We start from the raw sequence: 15548 nt of genomic DNA, 5'->3' as shown, positions 1-15548 counted from the left end.
GGCCTCAATCGGCAACCGACAGGTCGGGCACGACCGAGCCGATGTTGTAACCTTCCAGCAAGGCGACGCCTTCGTCGGCAGAGGCGAAATTGAGGATCGTCGCCGTGCCCGGCGTCACCGGAACGACGCGGGAGGGCGGTAGCCCGAGGAATTCGTGACAGGCCGCCCGGATGACGCCGCCATGCACGATGGCCAGCAGGTCCCCTTCGGTCCTTCGCAGCCAGTCACGGATGCTCTCCGCCACCCTGGCCCGGAACATCTGCCATGTCTCGCCGCGCGGCGGCGTGAACGATCCCGCCCGCCAGGCCGAATAGTCCTCGGGATGGTCACGGATGAGATCCAGCTTGGTGCGTCCCGTCCATTCGCCCATGTCCAGTTCCCGCAGGCGGGCATCGGAAGGGGCGTCCGGATAGCCGATGAGCCGTGCCGTCTGACGCGTGCGGCCGAGATCGGAGGATATGACCTGCGCGGGCACCAGCGCTCGGGCATAGGGCAGGAACTTGCGCGCCTGCCATATGCCTCGCTCGGAAAGGTCGGAATTGTCCTGTCCCTGCAGACGCTGTTCGACATTCCACACGGTTTCGCCGTGCCGCAACATTATCAGTCTCATCAATCGATCCTTTGGCCCTCGGCGGTGAAGACAGCATCCGGCTCCCGTACGAAGGCGAGTTCGATCCTGTCGCCCGGCGCGGCGGTGAAATAACCTTCGGCCATGGCGGTGATCCGCAGATCTCCCACCGTGGCGGTGACCATCGTCTGCCCCGCGATGGGGGCTGCTTCCGCGAAGCTGGCCACCAGCTTCGGCTTGCCTTCGACCGCGCCGACGGCGATGTCCTGCGCGCGGTAGAGCAACTGGGCTTCACCATGAGCGCCGGCCAGTGCGGCGGGCGCCAGGGGCAGGTCGCCGAAGGCGAGCATGTCGCCCTTGCGCGACACCGGCAAAAGGTTGGCCGGCGGCGTGCCAAGAAAGGAAGCGACGAAGGTGGTGTGCGGATAGCGCAAAAGGTCGATCGGGCTGCCGAACTGTTCGACGGCCCCGTTGTTGAGCACCGCCACATGCGATGCCATCGTCATGGCTTCCACTTGGTCATGGGTGACGTAGACCGAGGTCGCGCCGGTGGCGCGGTGGATGCGCATCAGCTCGCTGCGCATTTCGATGCGCAGCTTTGCGTCGAGATTGGACAAGGGCTCGTCGAAGAGAAGAATGCGGGGCCGCGGCGCGATGGTCCGGGCAATCGCCACGCGCTGCTGCTGGCCGCCTGAAATCTCGGCCGGATAGCGATCGCGCAAGGCAAAGATGCCGAGGAAGTTCAGCACCTCCTCGATGCGATCCTCACGCTTCGCCTTCGACCATCCGGCAACCTTCAGCGGCCATGCGATGTTGCCAGAGACGGTCATGTGCGGCCACAGCGCATAGCTTTGGAAGACCAGCCCGGCGTCCCGGGCCCCGGCATCGGCGACCACCCCGGCCTCGCCGCTGGAGACGACGCGCCCTTCAAAGGAGATGGAGCCCGAACTCGGCGCCTCCAGTCCGGCCAGCATGCGCAGCAGCGTGGATTTCCCGCAGCCCGACGGACCCACTAGCACAAGGAAGGCTCCTCTGGGCACCGAGATGTTGACGTCCCTGACGGCGGTGAATTCGCCGAAACGCTTGACGAGATTGCTGATGCGGATGGCGTCCTGCGCCTGGACATGCGGGGCGTTCATCATTGCTTCCACTTCTGCACGCGGTTCTGGAGGACATGGGCAAGGAGCGATGCCGCCAGACAGATTACGAGGATGACGAGGGTGATCGCGTTGGCGAACTGCATGAAGCCTTCGGATGCATAGCGATAGGCGACCATGCTGAGCACCGGCGACGTCGCGGTGAACAGGAGCACCACCAGCGACAGATCGCGCACCATCTTGACGAAGACCAGGATGGCGCCGGCCAGCAGGCCGCGGATGGCGAGCGGGCAGATGATGAAGATCATGCGCGTCAGGAAACTCGCGCCCGTCAGCCGCGCGCTTTCCTCGATGTCGGCCGAGATCTGGCCCAGCACCGATCGCCCCGCCTGCACCGCATATGGCAGGTTGTGGGCGGTAGCGGCAAGGACCAGCAGCGCAAATGTGCCATAGAGCGAGGGAAACGGCCCGATCGGCGCGCCGAACAGCGCGATATAGGCTGCCGCGAAAGCGATGCTGGGAACCAGCAGCGGCAGGAAGGCGAGCTGGCTGAGGGCATTGGCCAGCAAACTGCCCTTGTGGCGCACGATGGTGTAGGCAAGGCACAGGCCGAGCACCATGGTGGTCATGGCCACCACGATGCCGAGTTTCAGCGTGGCGAACAGGGCATCGATCAGCACCGGGTTGCGGAACAGGCCGGCCTGCCCCTGGGCGATCTCGCCACCCCCTTCACCGACCCAGAAATGCAGGGTCCAGTTGGAGAACAGCGCGCCGCTTTGTGGGGCGAAGCTCGACGCGGCCAGGACGAGGACCGGCACCACCGAGGTCATCATCCCGATCGCCGCCGCCAGCGCAAAGAGCGGCCAGCGCCAGACACCGAGCGCAAAGCGCTTGGTGCGGCCGCCCTTGCCGGTGACGGTGGTGAAAGCCTTGCGGCCCGACACCAGCCGGTCGCTGAAAAACAGCAGTGTCGCCGATACCGCGATCAGCAGCAGGGCCAGCACGAAGCCGCGCTCGTTCTGTCCGGTCTCGATCATGCCGAAGAGGCGCGTCGACAGCGTCTGCATGCGCACCGGCAGGCCAAGCAGGGCGGGTGCGGCAAAGTTGGAGACGGCACCGGCGAAGGTCAGAGAGGAGGCCGCGATCAATGCCGGCGTGACGACGGGCAGGATGATGCCGAAAAAGATGCGCGAACGACGCGCGCCCGCCATCTGGCCCGCCTCGATCATGTCCGCGCCAACGGAACTCAGGGCGGCGGCGATGATGGTGTAGGCGAGCGAGAAATAGTGGGCGACGAGCACGATCAGCGTCGGAACAAGGCCCCAGGCAAGCCAGTCGGGAATGGCGAATCCATTGGCCTGGAAAAAGCCGGGCGACCCACCCAGCCTGTCGTTGCGGAACAGCGTGCCCCAGGCCAGCGCTCCGGCAAAGCTCGGGATCATGAACGGCAGGGTAGACAGGGTGCCGATGAAATTGCGTGCCGGCACGTCGGTCAGCACCACCAGCCAGGCGAGGAAGCCACCGAGCAGCAGGCACCCCGTGGCCACCCCGAAACCGAGCAGCAAGGTGTTGAGCAGCGGGCGCCACCACAGATTGTTGGAAAGCGGGCTCGCCAGCACCGTGCGCCAGGCATCCAGGCCGTCGGGCGTAAGGGTCGAGACGAAGATTCGCACCAGCGGCGCGACGACCAGGATCGCCACGATGGCAATGAGAATTGCAGGCATGAGGTATCTCGATCGGGCAAACCTGCCGCCCGACAGAAGCGAAGGAGACAACGATGTCATGGGTCCGGAACCTCGGGTGGCGGCCGGCGCGTCCGCGACGCGCCGGCGTCATGCCACCTACTGAAGGGCAATGATCAGGTCGCTGATGCGGCTGCGGGCGGCGGCTGTCCTGGCCGCGTCGATGGTCCAGGCATTGAGCTTTTCCAGCGGCACCGAATCGGGATCGTCGGTGATTGTCTTGCGGGTTGCGTAGTCGCCCGGGACGTTGAACGGTTCGAAGGCGGGGCCGCCGCTGGGCGAGTCGTCGCCGAACATGAAGTCGATGAGCAGCCGCGCGGCCGCGGGATGCGGGGCGTTGTCGGCAATCGCCAGCACCGCCGGGAACAGAATGCCGTTGGCGGGCACGACGTCGTTGGCCACCTGGAGCGCCCAGCCCTCCTTTTCGTTGTCGCGACGGTCCGAATAGGTGGTGAAACCGACGGGCGGGTTTTTCGCGGTCTTGTCGCCGACCGCCTTGTTGACCACATCGCTGTTGGCAACGAGGATCAGATCGTTCTCGAACAGATCGCGTACATACTGCTCGCCCGCGCCCTGCAGATCGGAATCGACCTCGATATCCTTGCCGAACTCAGCTTTGTAGGCCTCGGCCATCTCATCGGGATGGAGCGCTATCTCGGTCAGCAGATCGAGCAGCTCCCCGCGCTGGCTGGGGTCGACCATCAGCACCTTACCCTTCCATTCCGGCTTCGTCAGTTGCCACAGATTGGAGACGGGCGCCCCGTCCGGGTAGGCGGCCTCGTTGTACATGAGAACCTTGGTCGAGAGACGGTGGATGAGCAGCGGCTCCTTGAAGCGATCTTCCAGTTCGCCGGCCATGCGCGGCGGCACGTAGTTGGAGATGCGCCCGGCAGCCAGGAGCTTGTCATAGACGACCGGCGTATCGGCCAGATAGAGCACGTCGACGGCATGGACGCCGGCCTGCTGCTCCGCCTCGACGCGGGCGATCTGCTTGACCGAGCTCATGTCGACGCCGATCAGGTCGATGCCGGGATAGGCGGCCTCGAAAGCAGCCTCGACGCGCGCGATGCGGCTCGACAGGGAAAAGACGGTCACGCTGCCTTCCTTGACGGCGAGCGGAACCAGTTCCTCCGCCGTGAGCTTGTCGAGGTCCTGCCCGAGCGCAGCACCGGGCATTGCGATCGTGCACGCCAGCCAGGCGGCGCGAAATATCATGGATATGTCCACCACAGTCTTTCCTCCCGATTCAATCGAAGTCGGAGAACAGCCCCGACAGTTTTTCCAGCTTTCCGATGATCGGCTCCTCATGCCGTCCGGCTATCGTCATCAGGATCGCGTTGACGATGGCCAGGGGGATCGTCGGGGTCTGGAATTCGCTGCCTGACCGCCCCCGCGGCGCGGCCAGGAGAAGATCGGCCTTCGGCTCCATCATGGGCCCGGCAAGATCGGAGATCAGGATGCTGCCAGCCCCAACATCGGCCGCGTGGCGCAAGAGCGGGGCATAGCTTTTCGGCTGCTTGCGAAAGGCAAGCGCCAGCACGAGGTCGCCCCTGGCCATGCCCACCACGCGCTCGGCTATGTCGCGGCCACGCCCGGTCAGGGCGATGGTGGTCATGCCGAAGCGGTCGAGCCGGCGTTGCAGAAATGCCGCCACCGACTGGGCATGGCCCTGGCCGAATATGAAAACCCGCCTTGCCTGGAAAATGCGGTCGGCGGCATCGTCGATCTCGCCCTGGGAAATGCAGCGCGCCAGACTTTCCAGTGCCGTGATTTCCGCGGCCACCAGGTCGGCCAGGAAGTCGCCATGCTCTACCTTGGCGACGGAGCGGCGCATGCGATTTGCCGCGTCTTGCCCTTCGATGACCTCACGCTGGAGCTGGGCGCGCAAGTCAGGGTAGCCCTTGTAGCCGAGCTTCTGTGCCAGCCGTGTCGCCGACGCCTCATGGACCTGCGCGCGTTCGGCAAGCTGCGAGCCCGACAGATAGGCCGCTTCCGCGCGGTTCTCGAGCAAAGCGGTCAGCAGCTTCTGGTCGGAATCCGTCAGCTTGGCCGAGTTCGATTTAATCCGTTCCAGAATGGTCATGTGCGCCCTGCAAATTATCTTGCAAGACTAACAATTATTGCAAGTCATCTTGATGTCAAGCACTTTTTGCAAGACTTCTTGCAGAATCTTCAGATACTGCAAGCCTAAACGGCGCTCCTGCGGTGGCGTAAGCCATATGCTGGCAGCTGCCGGACTATCCGCGGCCGATTCCGATAGTCCTCAATCGCGCGGTCGCCGTTTGCGCTTGCACAAAGACGGGTGCGTGCACGCTGCACTAGGGATGCTGCAATGCCGTTGCCCTTGCCGGGCATCGGAACTGTTGCCAGAGGATTTCGATGCACCCGACGCCAGACAAGCCGCAATCGGACTGGGACCCCCGGTCCGAAGCGGTGCTTTCCGACCAGATCAAGGCCTATGATGCGATGCGCCAGCGCTGCCCGGTGGCTTATAGCGGCTATCTGGGCTGGTCGCTGTTCAGGCATGAGGATGTGGTGCGCGCGTTGGACGACCACAACACATTCAGCAGCGTGGTATCAAGCCATCTGTCGGTGCCGAGTGGTATGGACCCGCCCCGGCACACGGCCTACCGGCGGCTGATCGAGCGCCATTTCGAGCCCGGGAGGGTCGGGGCCTTCGAGCCGCTTTGTCGCACGATCTCGGCGGAGCTGGTGTCCACCCTTCAACGGAACGTGGAGATCGATCTGGTGACGCAGCTTGCCCAACGCTTCGCCGTGCGCATCCAGTGCGCCTTTCTCGGGTGGCCCGACGCCTTGCATGCGCCGCTGCTTGCCTGGGTCGGCAAGAACCACGAAGCCACGCTGGCGCGCGACACCGCCGCCATGGCGGCGATCGCACTCGAATTCGACGGCTATATCCGCGATCTGTTGGAAGCGCGGCGCAAGGCTGGCGCGGCCGCGCCGGACGACATCACCACCGATCTCCTGCGCGAACGGATCGGCGAGCGGCCGCTGGACCATGAGGAGATCGTCAGCATCCTGCGCAACTGGACCGTCGGCGAGCTGGGCACCATCACGGCCTGCGTCGGCATCCTCGTCCACTATCTGGCACAGAACGGGCAACTGCAACGCCGGCTTCGCGAAGATCCCGGCATGCTGCCGGCTGCCATCGACGAGATATTGCGGCTGCATGCCCCGCTCATCGCCAACCGGCGGGTGACGACCGGACCTGTCGAGATTGGCGGACGCAGGATCGCCGCCGGCGAACGCGTCATGCTGATATGGGCCTCCGCCAACCGCGACGAGGCGGTCTTCGGCGACCCCGACGAATTCCGGCTCGACCGGGATCCGGACGAGAACCTGCTCTATGGCCGCGGCATCCATGTCTGCCCCGGCGCGCAACTGGCCAGGCTGGAATTGCGTGTCGTCATGGAGGAACTGCTGAAAGGCACAAGCGAGATCGTCCCGGCTTCCGGGCGGCAACCGGTGCTTGCCATCTATCCGGCCAGCGGATTTTCGGCGCTGCCTCTGCGCATCGCATAAAGCGCAGGGCGCCCACGGCGCATTTGCGCACGACTCCCACGGCGCATTTGCGCCGGGCATTCCTTCTCCGCTATAGACGATCCGCTGTCGGGGCACGGGCAGGCGCCGGCCCGCCCCTGGCTGCATCTGCGCATGGCGTCCCGGGGGGCGAACGAAGAAGCGATGCCGATCCACAGCGACGACGAGCCGCGACAGGGGAAATTCTCGGGCCTTGCCGATATGTCGCCTGCCTATTTCGGGCTGGTGATGGCCACCGGCATCGTCTCGCTGGCGGCCTTCATGATGGAGTTTCGCACGCTCGCGCAGGCCCTGTTCTACCTCAATGTGGGACAATATGCCGTCCTCACTGTTCTCTACGCCTTGCGGGCCTGGTTCCATCCGCGGCGCTTCTTCGGCGACATGGTCACCCACCTGGCCGGGCCGGGCTACTTCACCACTGTGGCCGGCACCGGCATCCTCGCCAGCCAGTTCATGGTGCTGCGCGAGAATCTCGCCGCCGGCAAGATTCTGTGGCTGGCGGCCGTCGTCTTGTGGGTGTGCCTCACCTATACGATCTTCACCGCCCTGACGGTCCGGCGCGACAAGCCGACCCTCGACAAGGGCATCAATGGCGGTTGGCTGCTGGCGGTTGTGGCCACGCAGGCCCTGTCGGTATCCAGCGCGCTTCTGGCGGCGCGCATCGGCCAGCCCTATCGGCTGGAACTCAACCTGGTGGCCCTGTCGATGTGGCTGTGGGGCGGCATGCTCTACATCTGGATGATGTCGCTGATCTTTTATCGCTATGCCTTCTTCCGCTTTTCGCCTGGCGACCTGGCGCCACCCTATTGGATCAATATGGGCGCCATGGCCATCTCCACCCTCGCCGGTTCCCTGCTGATCCTCAACGCCCCGCACGCGCCTTATCTGACCTCGCTGTTGCCTTTCCTGAAGGGGTTCACGGTCTTCTACTGGGCGACCGGCACATGGTGGATCCCCATGCTGCTGGTGCTCGGGGTATGGCGCTACGGCTACCAGCGCTTTCCGTTCCGCTACGATCCGCTCTACTGGGGCGCGGTGTTCCCGCTCGGCATGTACGCCGCCTGCACATGGCAGTTGGACCACGCCATGGAGTTCGGCTTCCTCACCCCCTTGCCGCGCACCTTCTTCTACATCGCATTGGCGGCCTGGAGCATCACCTTCCTCGGCATGCTGCACGCCCTGGCCCGCAACCTGACCGGGCGGAAAGCCTGAGCCGTCCGCCGCTGCGAAATCGCGAACCGGGCGAGCTACTTGATGCCGGCGCGCATGAAGCTCTGCACGAACTGGCGCTGGAAGAGCAGGAAGCCGACCAGCAGCGGCGCCGAGGTCATCAGCGTCGCGGCCGAGATCACGCTCCACTGCACGCCCTGGTCCGGCGAGGCGAACACCTGAAGGCCGACGGTGAGCGGGCGCGTGGTCACCGAATTGGTGATGACCAGCGGCCACAACAGGTTGTTCCAGTGATAGCTGACCGAAACCAGCCCGTAGGCGACATAGACGGGGCGCGCGAGCGGCACATAGACCTTGAGCAGCACGGCGAGCGGCCCCGCGCCCTCGACGCGCGCGGCGTCATCCAGTTCCTTCGGCACGGTGAGAAAGGTCTGGCGCAGCAGGAAGATGCCGAAAGCCGACGCCATATAGGGTAGCCCCATGGCCAGCACCGTATCCACCAGCCCGAGCTTGGAGATGGTGCGGTAGTTCTCCACCATCAGCACTTCCGGCATGATCATGAGCTGGATCAGCACCAGCATGAACACCACCGTCTTGCCGCGGAACTCGTAACGGGCGAAGGCATATGCCGCCAGCGTGCAGACAACGAACTGGCACACCAGAATGGTGGTGATCAGCGCAAAGGTGTTGAGGAAGTAGCGCGCGAAGGGCGCTGCGTTCCAGGCGTCGACGAAATTCTGCAGCGTCAGGGGTGCGAGCAGGTCGAAGCGCACCTCATAGGCCGGCGGATGCACCGCCATCCACACCGCGTAGAACAGCGGCAGGATCCACAGAAACCCCAGCAGATAGCAGGCCCCGGTTTCCAGAACCCGCCAGAAGGAGGCTTCGCGGGCATGGTGGGAAAGGGTCATGGCGCTCATTTGTAGTGCACCTTGCGATCGAGAACACCGAACTGGACGAAGGCCAGCAGGGCAAGTACCGCGAGCAGGACGACGGTCAGCGCCGAGGCATAGGCCGTGTCCCAGAAACGGAATGCGACGTTGTAGACGTAGTAGAGCAGCAAGGTGCTCGCATTGTCCGGCCCACCGCGGGTCATGACGATGACATGGTCGATCAACCGGAACGAGTTGATGATGGCGTTGATCATCACGAACAGCGTGGTCGGCATCAGAAGCGGGAAGGTCACGCGGCGGAAGAAATACCAGCGGCTGGTGCCTTCCAGCGCGGCAGCCTCGGAAAGCGTGGGGCTGATCTGCTGCAAGGCGGCCAGATAGAAGATCATGAAGAAGCCGGCTTCCTTCCAGATCGCCAGCACCATCAGGCTGCCGAGCACCGTGTCGGGATCGCCCAGCCAGTTGCGCTCATGAAAGCCGAACAGGCCGAGGAACTGGTCGATGAGGCCGTAGCCCGGCGTGTAGAAGAACAGCCAGATGTTGGCGACCGCGATCATCGGGAGCACGGTCGGCAGAAAGAACGACATGCGCATCAGCGCCCGCCCGCGAATGGCGGAGTTGACGATGATGGCCATCAGCATGGACAGCGCGATCGCCGCCGGGACCGTGCCGAGCGCATAGATGGCGTTGTTCTTCAGCGCCGCCATGAACACTGGATCGCCCAGCATGTCCGCATAGTGATCCATGCCGACGAACCGCGCCGGCCGGTTGCCGCGCGGCGTGCGGTAGAAGCTGTTGATGAAGGTCATCACCGCCGGAATGTGGGTAAAGGCGGCAAGCAGGACCGTGGCCGGCAAAAGCAGCAGCCAGGGCACCACCATGTTATTCGTCTTCTTCACCTGCCAACCTTTCCCGGCTGTGATTTTCGACCCTGCAATCCAATGCGTGCGCCACGGAGCGCAACTGACGCCCCGTGGCCGCAGATACGATCAGTCGCGGTAGTCCTCGAGGATGCGGTCCGCTTCCTTCTGGGCATCGGAAAGCGCCTGCGCGGGCTGCTTCTTGGCCGTCAGGGACGCCTCTATGGCGTCGTCGATGACACGCGAGATGCGCTGGTTCTCATGCGTGGACAGCTCCGGCACCATGTACGGGATCTGTTCATGCGGCACGAGCGCACCGGGGAACTCGGCGACATAGGCCTTCATGGCCTCGGTTGCCCATGCATCCTCGCGCGCGGCGATATAGCCGGTCTTGATGCTCCATTCGGCCGCCTGCTCGGGCGAGGACAACCACTTGACGAACTGGAAGGCGGCCTCCTGCTTCTCCGGTGCCACGCCGTTGAAGATATAGGCGTTGCCGCCGCTGGTCGGCGCGCCGCGCTTCTTGTGCTCGGGCAGAATCTGCACGCCGAAGGGGAACGGCGCGTTGGTCTTGATGTTGGTGAGGTTGCCGCTGGTGGTGGTGATCATCGCGGCACGGCCCTCGAAAAAGTCCTTCGGGTTGGTCGCCCATTCGATGACGCCCGGCTTCATGACCTTGTGCTTGTGGGCGAGATCGACCCAGTACTGCAGCGCCTCGACCACTTCGGGAGAATCGAAGTGGGTCTGCGTGCCGGTCTCATCGGCGATCTTGCCGTCATTCTGGGCAACATAGCCTTGCAGCAGCCAGTAGGAGGTCAGCGAGGACGGAACCTGCATGCCCCAGCGGCTGACATTGCCGTCGGCTTCGCGTTTGGTCAGCTTCGTGGCGAACTCGACCACCTCGTCCCAGTTCTGCGGACCCTTTTCCGGGTCGAGGCCGACTTCCTTGAACGCATCCTTGTTCCAGAAGAACAGCGTGGTGCCGCGCTGGAACGGAACGCCCCATGTCTTGCTGTCATGCTCGCTGTTGACCATGAACACCGGGAAAAACCCTTCCAGCCACGCCTTGTCCTCGTCGGTCTTGACGAAGTCGTCGAAGGGGACGATCGCGTCCTCGTCGATCAGCGTGTACATGTCGGTCGACAGCATGACCGCGACTTCCGGCGGCTGGCCAGCGCGGTAGGCGGTGAGCGCCTTGCTGATCGTCTCGGGATAGGTGCCCGAATAGACCGGCTTCACCTTGATGTCGGGATGATCAGCCTCGAAACGGGTGATCAGGTCCTCTACGATCTTGGCCACCGGCCCGCCTATGGCAACGGGATAGTAGAAATTGATCTCGACGGGCGCCGCCTGTGCGGCGCCTGCACCCAGCATGGCAACGCCTGCCAGCGCGCCCTTTATCCATCCAGTCCAGGAATTCATTGTCTTTCCTCCCGTAAAAAAATCCAGATTTCGATGTGGCTGACCGCCGGCAGAAGGCGGCTTTGCCCGATTACTTGCCCGACTACTTGACTGCCCGCAGAGCCGGCACCTCGCCGGAACCATCGGCAGTCACCAGCACCTTGCGCTCGACGCGCTGGGTCGTTTCCTTGTCGAAGACATGCATGGCCTCCGGCTTCCAGTTGAGGCCGATCGAGTCGCCCACTGCGTGGCGGCGCACACCTTCCACCCGCACCTGAAGAAGCTGGTCGCCCACCAGACACTCCAGAATGCTGTCGGCGCCGTGATAGTCGATCGACTGCACGATGGCGGGTACGATGCCGGTGGAAGCGATCCGGATCTCCTCCGGGCGCACGCCAAGCAGCAGGCCGGCGCCCTCGCCCTCAACCAGAGCAGGGCCATTGGTGCCCTTGACGACGGCACCGCCGGCGCTGTCCTCCAGTTCGACCAGGTTCATCGGCGGCGTGCCGATGAAGCGTGCGGCGAACGAGGTGGCGGGGCGCAGATAGAGCTCGGAAGGCGTCGCCTTCTGCTCGATCCTGCCGTTGCGCATGAGAATGACCTGGTCGGCCAGGCTCATCGCCTCGATCTGGTCATGGGTGACATAGACCATGGTCATGCCGAGCGACTTCTGGATGGAGCGGATCTCCTTGCGCATCTCGTGACGAAGCTGGGCATCGAGATTGGAAAGCGGCTCATCCATCAGGCAGACGGGAGCCTCGGCGACGATGGCCCGGCCGAGCGCGACACGCTGCTGCTGACCACCCGACAATTGCGAAGGTTTGCGATCGAGAAGATGGGAAAGGCCGAGAATATCCACGGCGCGCTGCAGGCGGCGGGCCCGCTCGGCCGCGGGCACCTTGCGCACCTTGAGACCGAACACGATGTTCTCCGCCACGCTCAGATGCGGGAACAGCGCATAGGATTGGAACACCATGGCAAGGTCGCGTTTTGCCGGCGGCTCGTTGGTGACGTCGCGGCCGCCGATGCGGATCGCGCCGGACGTGGCGCTTTCAAGGCCGGCGATGAGCCGCAGCGTCGTCGACTTGCCGCAACCGGAGGGGCCCAGAAGCACGGTCAGCGCACCTGCCTCGACCGTGAAGGAAACGTCCTGCACCGCATTGAAGGTGGCCCAGCTCTTGTTCAGGCTGGCAATCTCGATCCCCGACATTCCGGTTTTCCTCCATGGGATGCGGCTACAGATGCTGATGGCCCAGCACACAAGAAGTGCCCGCATCGCGATCTCTGAAATCGAAAATATTGAACTATTCTATCAAGGTCAATACATTTGTACAAATCCGTAAAATATGCGAAAAGCACGGCGGCGCAATGCCTTCCATGGAGAACCCGATGAGTCCGTTCCGCATCCTGCACATATCCGATACCCACCTTTCGCCGCGCACCGAGCACTTCCGCCAGAACAACGAGGAGATGATCGCTCCGCTCAAGGCTTCCGATCACGATTACATCGTGCACACCGGCGACATCACGCTGGACGGCATCCGTTTCGAGGAAGACTACGCCTTTTGCCGCGATTTTCTCGCCCGGGCCGGCAAGGAGATCCTCTATATTCCCGGTAATCACGACATCGGCGACAATCCGAACCTGTCGAAGCCGGAAGAGGAGAAGGGCAGCCGAATCAATGCCGGCCGCCTTGCCCGCTACAAGCGCTATTACGACAAGGACCGCTGGTCCTTCGACCGTGACGGCTGGCGCATCGTCGGCGTCAACTCCATGCTGATCGGCTCCGGCCTTCCGGAAGAGCAGGAACAGTTCGCCTGGCTGGACGAGCAACTCGACACCCTTGGCGACCTGCATCTTGCGGTGTTCACCCATCAGCCGCTGTTCATCGACGTGCCGGAAGTGACCGAGCTCACCTACTGGACCGTGGACCCCAGTGGCACCGAACGGCTGCGCAGGCTCATCGACCACCCGTCTCTCAAGTTCATCGGCAGCGGCCACCTGCATCAGCAGCGCTCGCGCGCCTATGGCCAGATCCGGCTGGAATGGTGCTCCTCGATCGCCTTCACTACCCGCGAGGAGCTGGTGCCGGAGATGGGCGGCACGCGCCTCGTCGGCTATCTGGAGCACAGCTTCCACCCCGACGGCCGCATCGAGACGGCGGTGCGCACGCTGGACAGCTTCACCAACAACTATCTTGATGACGTACTTGAGACGGTCTACCCAAAATATTGAGATGAAAAGGTCTCCGCCCCTTTTCGAAACAGGGGGTGGAGACCAATCCCGATGATGTTTAAGCGGTCTCCAGATCGTGCAGGGCGCCGGCCGGCACCTGCGCATTGCCGAACCAGTTCAGGCAGGTGACGGCGGCAAAACCGCTGTCGATCAGACCGTTCTCGTCTTCCCCCGTGGTGAAATAGTTGCGGTCGGCCAGCGGCTCGATGCGGGCCGAAACCGCGTCCTCCTCATGGATGAGGACGCGGGTCGCCACCTTGTCGCGGCCGATACGGGCAGCCCGCATGGGTGCGGGCACGCGGCGCGGCAGGTTGACGTTCAGCCAGTGACCTTCGGTGGCCCATTCGCCGCGTGTTTCCCAGAAGGATCGGATGCGTGCCGACAGCCAGTCGAAGCTGGCATTGGAAAAAGTTTCACTGTCGCGCGGAGCCGAGAAGGCGATGCCCGGAATGCCGTTCAGCGCCGCCTCGCGCGCCACCGCCATGGTGCCGGAGTAAGACACGTCCTCGGCCACGTTGCGCCCCTCATTGATACCCGACAGCACCATGTCCGGACGTCTGCCGTCGCGGAACACCCAGTTCAGGCCGGCGATGACGCAATCGGCCGGGGTGCCGGTGCAGGCATAACGCTGCTCAGCGACACGGCTGACGGAAAATCCCTTGCGCAGGCTGATGCAATGACCGAAGCCGCTGCGATTGCCGTCCGGCGCAATGACCCAGACGTCATCGCTCAGGCGCAGCGCGGCCTCCTCAAGAACCTTGATGCCGGGAGCCTCGATCCCGTCGTCGTTCGAAATCAAAATGCGCATGAAATCCTGTCCCTGTTTCAGCCGCGGCCCTGCCCTGCCTGGCCGCATTGCACACCGCATTGCGCAGGGCCTTTCGCACCGCAATAGAACATTTATTGCAAAATAGGAATAATTGTTCAATATTAGAACTTACAAGACCACATAAATCGTGCACCGATGTGCCACACCCGATTCCACTTTGCGTTGAATTCGGCTATCTGCCCTCCGAGGAGGAGACGACCATGGCCCGCACCGCCACCCGCCAGAAAAAGACCAAGTTCCAATCCGACCAGGACGAACTGAAGCTGCGCGCGGCATGGCTCTATTTCATCGAGGGCCTGACGCAGGAGCAGGTCGCCCAGCATCTGGGCATCAGCCGTATCAAGGCATTGCGCCTGCTGGCCGCCACGCGCGAGGACGGCACGGTGCAGATTTCGATCAATGCGCAGGCAGAGCCCTTGCTCAAGCTGCAGCGGGCGCTGGAGCGGCATTTCGGCCTGTTCGAAGCGATCGTCGCGCCGGCGCAGGACCAGACGGAGGCGAGCATCGCCGCCGTGGTCGGCCATGCCACCGGCCGCTACATTTCCGAGCGCGTCAGCGACGGGCTGACGATCGGCGTCGGCTGGGGCGCGACCCTCCAGGCCTGCATGAATTCGCTGAGTTGGCGCGAGGTCGAGAACATGACGGTGGTGTCGCTGCTGGGCGGGCTCACCCATGCCGCGGCCCACAACCCCTCGGCCGTCGCCTGGCGGCTGGCGGAGTTCTACAAGACAGAGCTGTTCCAGATCACCGCGCCGATCTTCGTACCGCATGAGGAACTGGCCACGGCGCTGTGGCAGCTCGAAGACCTCAAGCAGCTTCAGGAACGCGCGCGCCAGGTCGACATGGCCCTGCTCAGCGTCAGCGACATCAGCAAGCAGGCATCGATCTTCCGGCGCGGCATCCTGTCATGGGAGGAAGGCCAGAGCCTGAAGGACGCGGGCGGTGTCGGCGACGTGCTCGGCCGCTTCGTCAACACGGAAGGTACGGTCATCGACCATCAGATCAACCGGCGGGCGATGTCGATCAACCCGGCTGACATCCGCAAGGTGCCGAAGGTCATCATTTCTTCCGGCGGCGTGCGCAAGATCCACGCCATCCGTGCCGGCATTGCCGCCACCAACGCCAAGGTCCTGATCACCGACGAGGCGGCCGCTCACGCCCTGCTGGAACTGCCGCCGCTGGGCTGAACCCG

Annotated in this window: 14 protein-coding genes; 4 read left to right on the top strand and 10 right to left on the bottom strand. The window is 63.7% G+C overall.

The annotated features are described in order from the left end of the window. Nucleotides 1–4: 4 nt before the first annotated feature. The 5 genes from ABID37_RS07805 to ABID37_RS07785 form a co-directional block, all read right to left on the bottom strand. Nucleotides 5–610 (bottom strand): histidine phosphatase family protein, encoded by a 606-nt coding sequence (locus ABID37_RS07805; RefSeq protein WP_354193692.1) that lies wholly within the window; start codon nt 608–610, stop codon nt 5–7. Then, complete coding sequence (locus ABID37_RS07800; RefSeq protein ID WP_354193691.1) at nt 610–1710, bottom strand: ABC transporter ATP-binding protein; 1101 nt, start codon at nt 1708–1710, stop codon at nt 610–612. The genes ABID37_RS07805 and ABID37_RS07800 overlap by 1 nt, the downstream gene beginning before the upstream one ends. Next, the gene (locus ABID37_RS07795; RefSeq protein WP_354193690.1) at nt 1707–3389 is read right to left on the bottom strand and encodes an ABC transporter permease; all 1683 of its coding nucleotides are present in this window, start codon (nt 3387–3389) and stop codon (nt 1707–1709) included. Before ABID37_RS07795 ends, ABID37_RS07800 begins: the two co-directional genes overlap by 4 nt. A gap of 117 nt (nt 3390–3506) precedes the next feature. Further along, nucleotides 3507–4622 carry an ABC transporter substrate-binding protein gene (locus ABID37_RS07790; RefSeq protein ID WP_354193689.1) on the bottom strand — a complete coding sequence of 372 codons (1116 nt, stop codon included), beginning with the start codon at nt 4620–4622 and terminating at the stop codon, nt 3507–3509. 31 nt (nt 4623–4653) lie between these two features. Then, on the bottom strand, nt 4654–5490 hold the full coding sequence (locus ABID37_RS07785; RefSeq protein WP_354193688.1) for a MurR/RpiR family transcriptional regulator: 837 nt from the start codon (nt 5488–5490) through the stop codon (nt 4654–4656). Nucleotides 5491–5786: 296 nt separating this feature from the next. Between ABID37_RS07785 and ABID37_RS07780 the strand changes: the two genes are divergently transcribed. Together ABID37_RS07780 and ABID37_RS07775 are read left to right on the top strand one after the other, a co-directional pair. Then, nucleotides 5787–6950, top strand: coding sequence for a cytochrome P450 (locus tag ABID37_RS07780; RefSeq protein WP_354193687.1), 1164 nt, complete (start codon nt 5787–5789; stop codon nt 6948–6950). Nucleotides 6951–7112: 162 nt separating this feature from the next. Continuing rightward, nucleotides 7113–8180, top strand: a complete 1068-nt coding sequence (locus ABID37_RS07775; RefSeq protein ID WP_354193686.1) for a tellurite resistance/C4-dicarboxylate transporter family protein — start codon at nt 7113–7115, stop codon at nt 8178–8180. Nucleotides 8181–8215: 35 nt separating this feature from the next. Here the strand turns inward: ABID37_RS07775 and ABID37_RS07770 are convergent, their stop codons facing one another. The 4 genes from ABID37_RS07770 to ABID37_RS07755 form a co-directional block, all read right to left on the bottom strand. Further along, entirely contained in the window at nt 8216–9058 is an 843-nt protein-coding gene (locus ABID37_RS07770) for a carbohydrate ABC transporter permease (protein WP_354193685.1), read from the bottom strand. Beyond that, on the bottom strand, nt 9055–9912 hold the full coding sequence (locus ABID37_RS07765; RefSeq protein WP_354193873.1) for a carbohydrate ABC transporter permease: 858 nt from the start codon (nt 9910–9912) through the stop codon (nt 9055–9057). The genes ABID37_RS07770 and ABID37_RS07765 overlap by 4 nt, the downstream gene beginning before the upstream one ends. A 108-nt stretch (nt 9913–10020) precedes the next feature. Continuing rightward, complete coding sequence (locus ABID37_RS07760; RefSeq protein WP_354193684.1) at nt 10021–11313, bottom strand: ABC transporter substrate-binding protein; 1293 nt, start codon at nt 11311–11313, stop codon at nt 10021–10023. Nucleotides 11314–11395: 82 nt separating this feature from the next. After that, a complete protein-coding gene (locus tag ABID37_RS07755; protein WP_354193683.1) occupies nt 11396–12502 on the bottom strand; it encodes an ABC transporter ATP-binding protein in 1107 nt (368 codons plus the stop codon). A 179-nt stretch (nt 12503–12681) separates the two neighbouring features. Between ABID37_RS07755 and ABID37_RS07750 the strand changes: the two genes are divergently transcribed. Further along, complete coding sequence (locus ABID37_RS07750) at nt 12682–13527, top strand: metallophosphoesterase family protein (protein WP_354193682.1); 846 nt, start codon at nt 12682–12684, stop codon at nt 13525–13527. Between the two features lie 58 nt (nt 13528–13585). On the opposite strand, the gene surE is transcribed toward ABID37_RS07750, so the two are convergent. Further along, nucleotides 13586–14335 (bottom strand): 5'/3'-nucleotidase SurE, encoded by a 750-nt coding sequence (gene surE, locus ABID37_RS07745; RefSeq protein ID WP_354193681.1) that lies wholly within the window; start codon nt 14333–14335, stop codon nt 13586–13588. Nucleotides 14336–14556: 221 nt separating this feature from the next. Here surE and ABID37_RS07740 point away from each other — a divergent pair, with 221 nt between their 5' ends. Further along, nucleotides 14557–15543 carry a sugar-binding transcriptional regulator gene (locus ABID37_RS07740; protein WP_354193680.1) on the top strand — a complete coding sequence of 329 codons (987 nt, stop codon included), beginning with the start codon at nt 14557–14559 and terminating at the stop codon, nt 15541–15543. The last annotated feature ends 5 nt before the right edge of the window (nt 15544–15548 follow it).

Source organism: Aquamicrobium terrae (assembly GCF_040545735.1).
Taxonomy (GTDB): Bacteria; Pseudomonadota; Alphaproteobacteria; order Rhizobiales; family Rhizobiaceae; genus Mesorhizobium; species Mesorhizobium terrae_A.
The sequence above is the reverse complement of the archived record's forward strand: the minus strand, read 5'-3'. Positions and strand labels throughout refer to the sequence as shown.

Excerpts from the sequence above, each read along its gene's own strand:
- ABID37_RS07770 (WP_354193685.1), bottom strand. The coding sequence starts at position 9,058 with ATGAGCGCCATGACCCTTTCCCACCATGCCCGCGAAGCCTCCTTCTGG.
- ABID37_RS07750 (WP_354193682.1), top strand. The coding sequence starts at position 12,682 with ATGAGTCCGTTCCGCATCCTGCACATATCCGATACCCACCTTTCGCCG.
- surE (WP_354193681.1), bottom strand. The coding sequence starts at position 14,335 with ATGCGCATTTTGATTTCGAACGACGACGGGATCGAGGCTCCCGGCATC.
- ABID37_RS07790 (WP_354193689.1), bottom strand. The coding sequence starts at position 4,622 with ATGATATTTCGCGCCGCCTGGCTGGCGTGCACGATCGCAATGCCCGGT.
- ABID37_RS07795 (WP_354193690.1), bottom strand. The coding sequence starts at position 3,389 with ATGCCTGCAATTCTCATTGCCATCGTGGCGATCCTGGTCGTCGCGCCG.
- ABID37_RS07760 (WP_354193684.1), bottom strand. The coding sequence starts at position 11,313 with ATGAATTCCTGGACTGGATGGATAAAGGGCGCGCTGGCAGGCGTTGCC.
- ABID37_RS07740 (WP_354193680.1), top strand. The coding sequence starts at position 14,557 with ATGGCCCGCACCGCCACCCGCCAGAAAAAGACCAAGTTCCAATCCGAC.
- ABID37_RS07800 (WP_354193691.1), bottom strand. The coding sequence starts at position 1,710 with ATGATGAACGCCCCGCATGTCCAGGCGCAGGACGCCATCCGCATCAGC.
- ABID37_RS07785 (WP_354193688.1), bottom strand. The coding sequence starts at position 5,490 with ATGACCATTCTGGAACGGATTAAATCGAACTCGGCCAAGCTGACGGAT.
- ABID37_RS07775 (WP_354193686.1), top strand. The coding sequence starts at position 7,113 with ATGCCGATCCACAGCGACGACGAGCCGCGACAGGGGAAATTCTCGGGC.
- ABID37_RS07765 (WP_354193873.1), bottom strand. The coding sequence starts at position 9,912 with ATGGTGGTGCCCTGGCTGCTGCTTTTGCCGGCCACGGTCCTGCTTGCC.
- ABID37_RS07755 (WP_354193683.1), bottom strand. The coding sequence starts at position 12,502 with ATGTCGGGGATCGAGATTGCCAGCCTGAACAAGAGCTGGGCCACCTTC.
- ABID37_RS07780 (WP_354193687.1), top strand. The coding sequence starts at position 5,787 with ATGCACCCGACGCCAGACAAGCCGCAATCGGACTGGGACCCCCGGTCC.
- ABID37_RS07805 (WP_354193692.1), bottom strand. The coding sequence starts at position 610 with ATGAGACTGATAATGTTGCGGCACGGCGAAACCGTGTGGAATGTCGAA.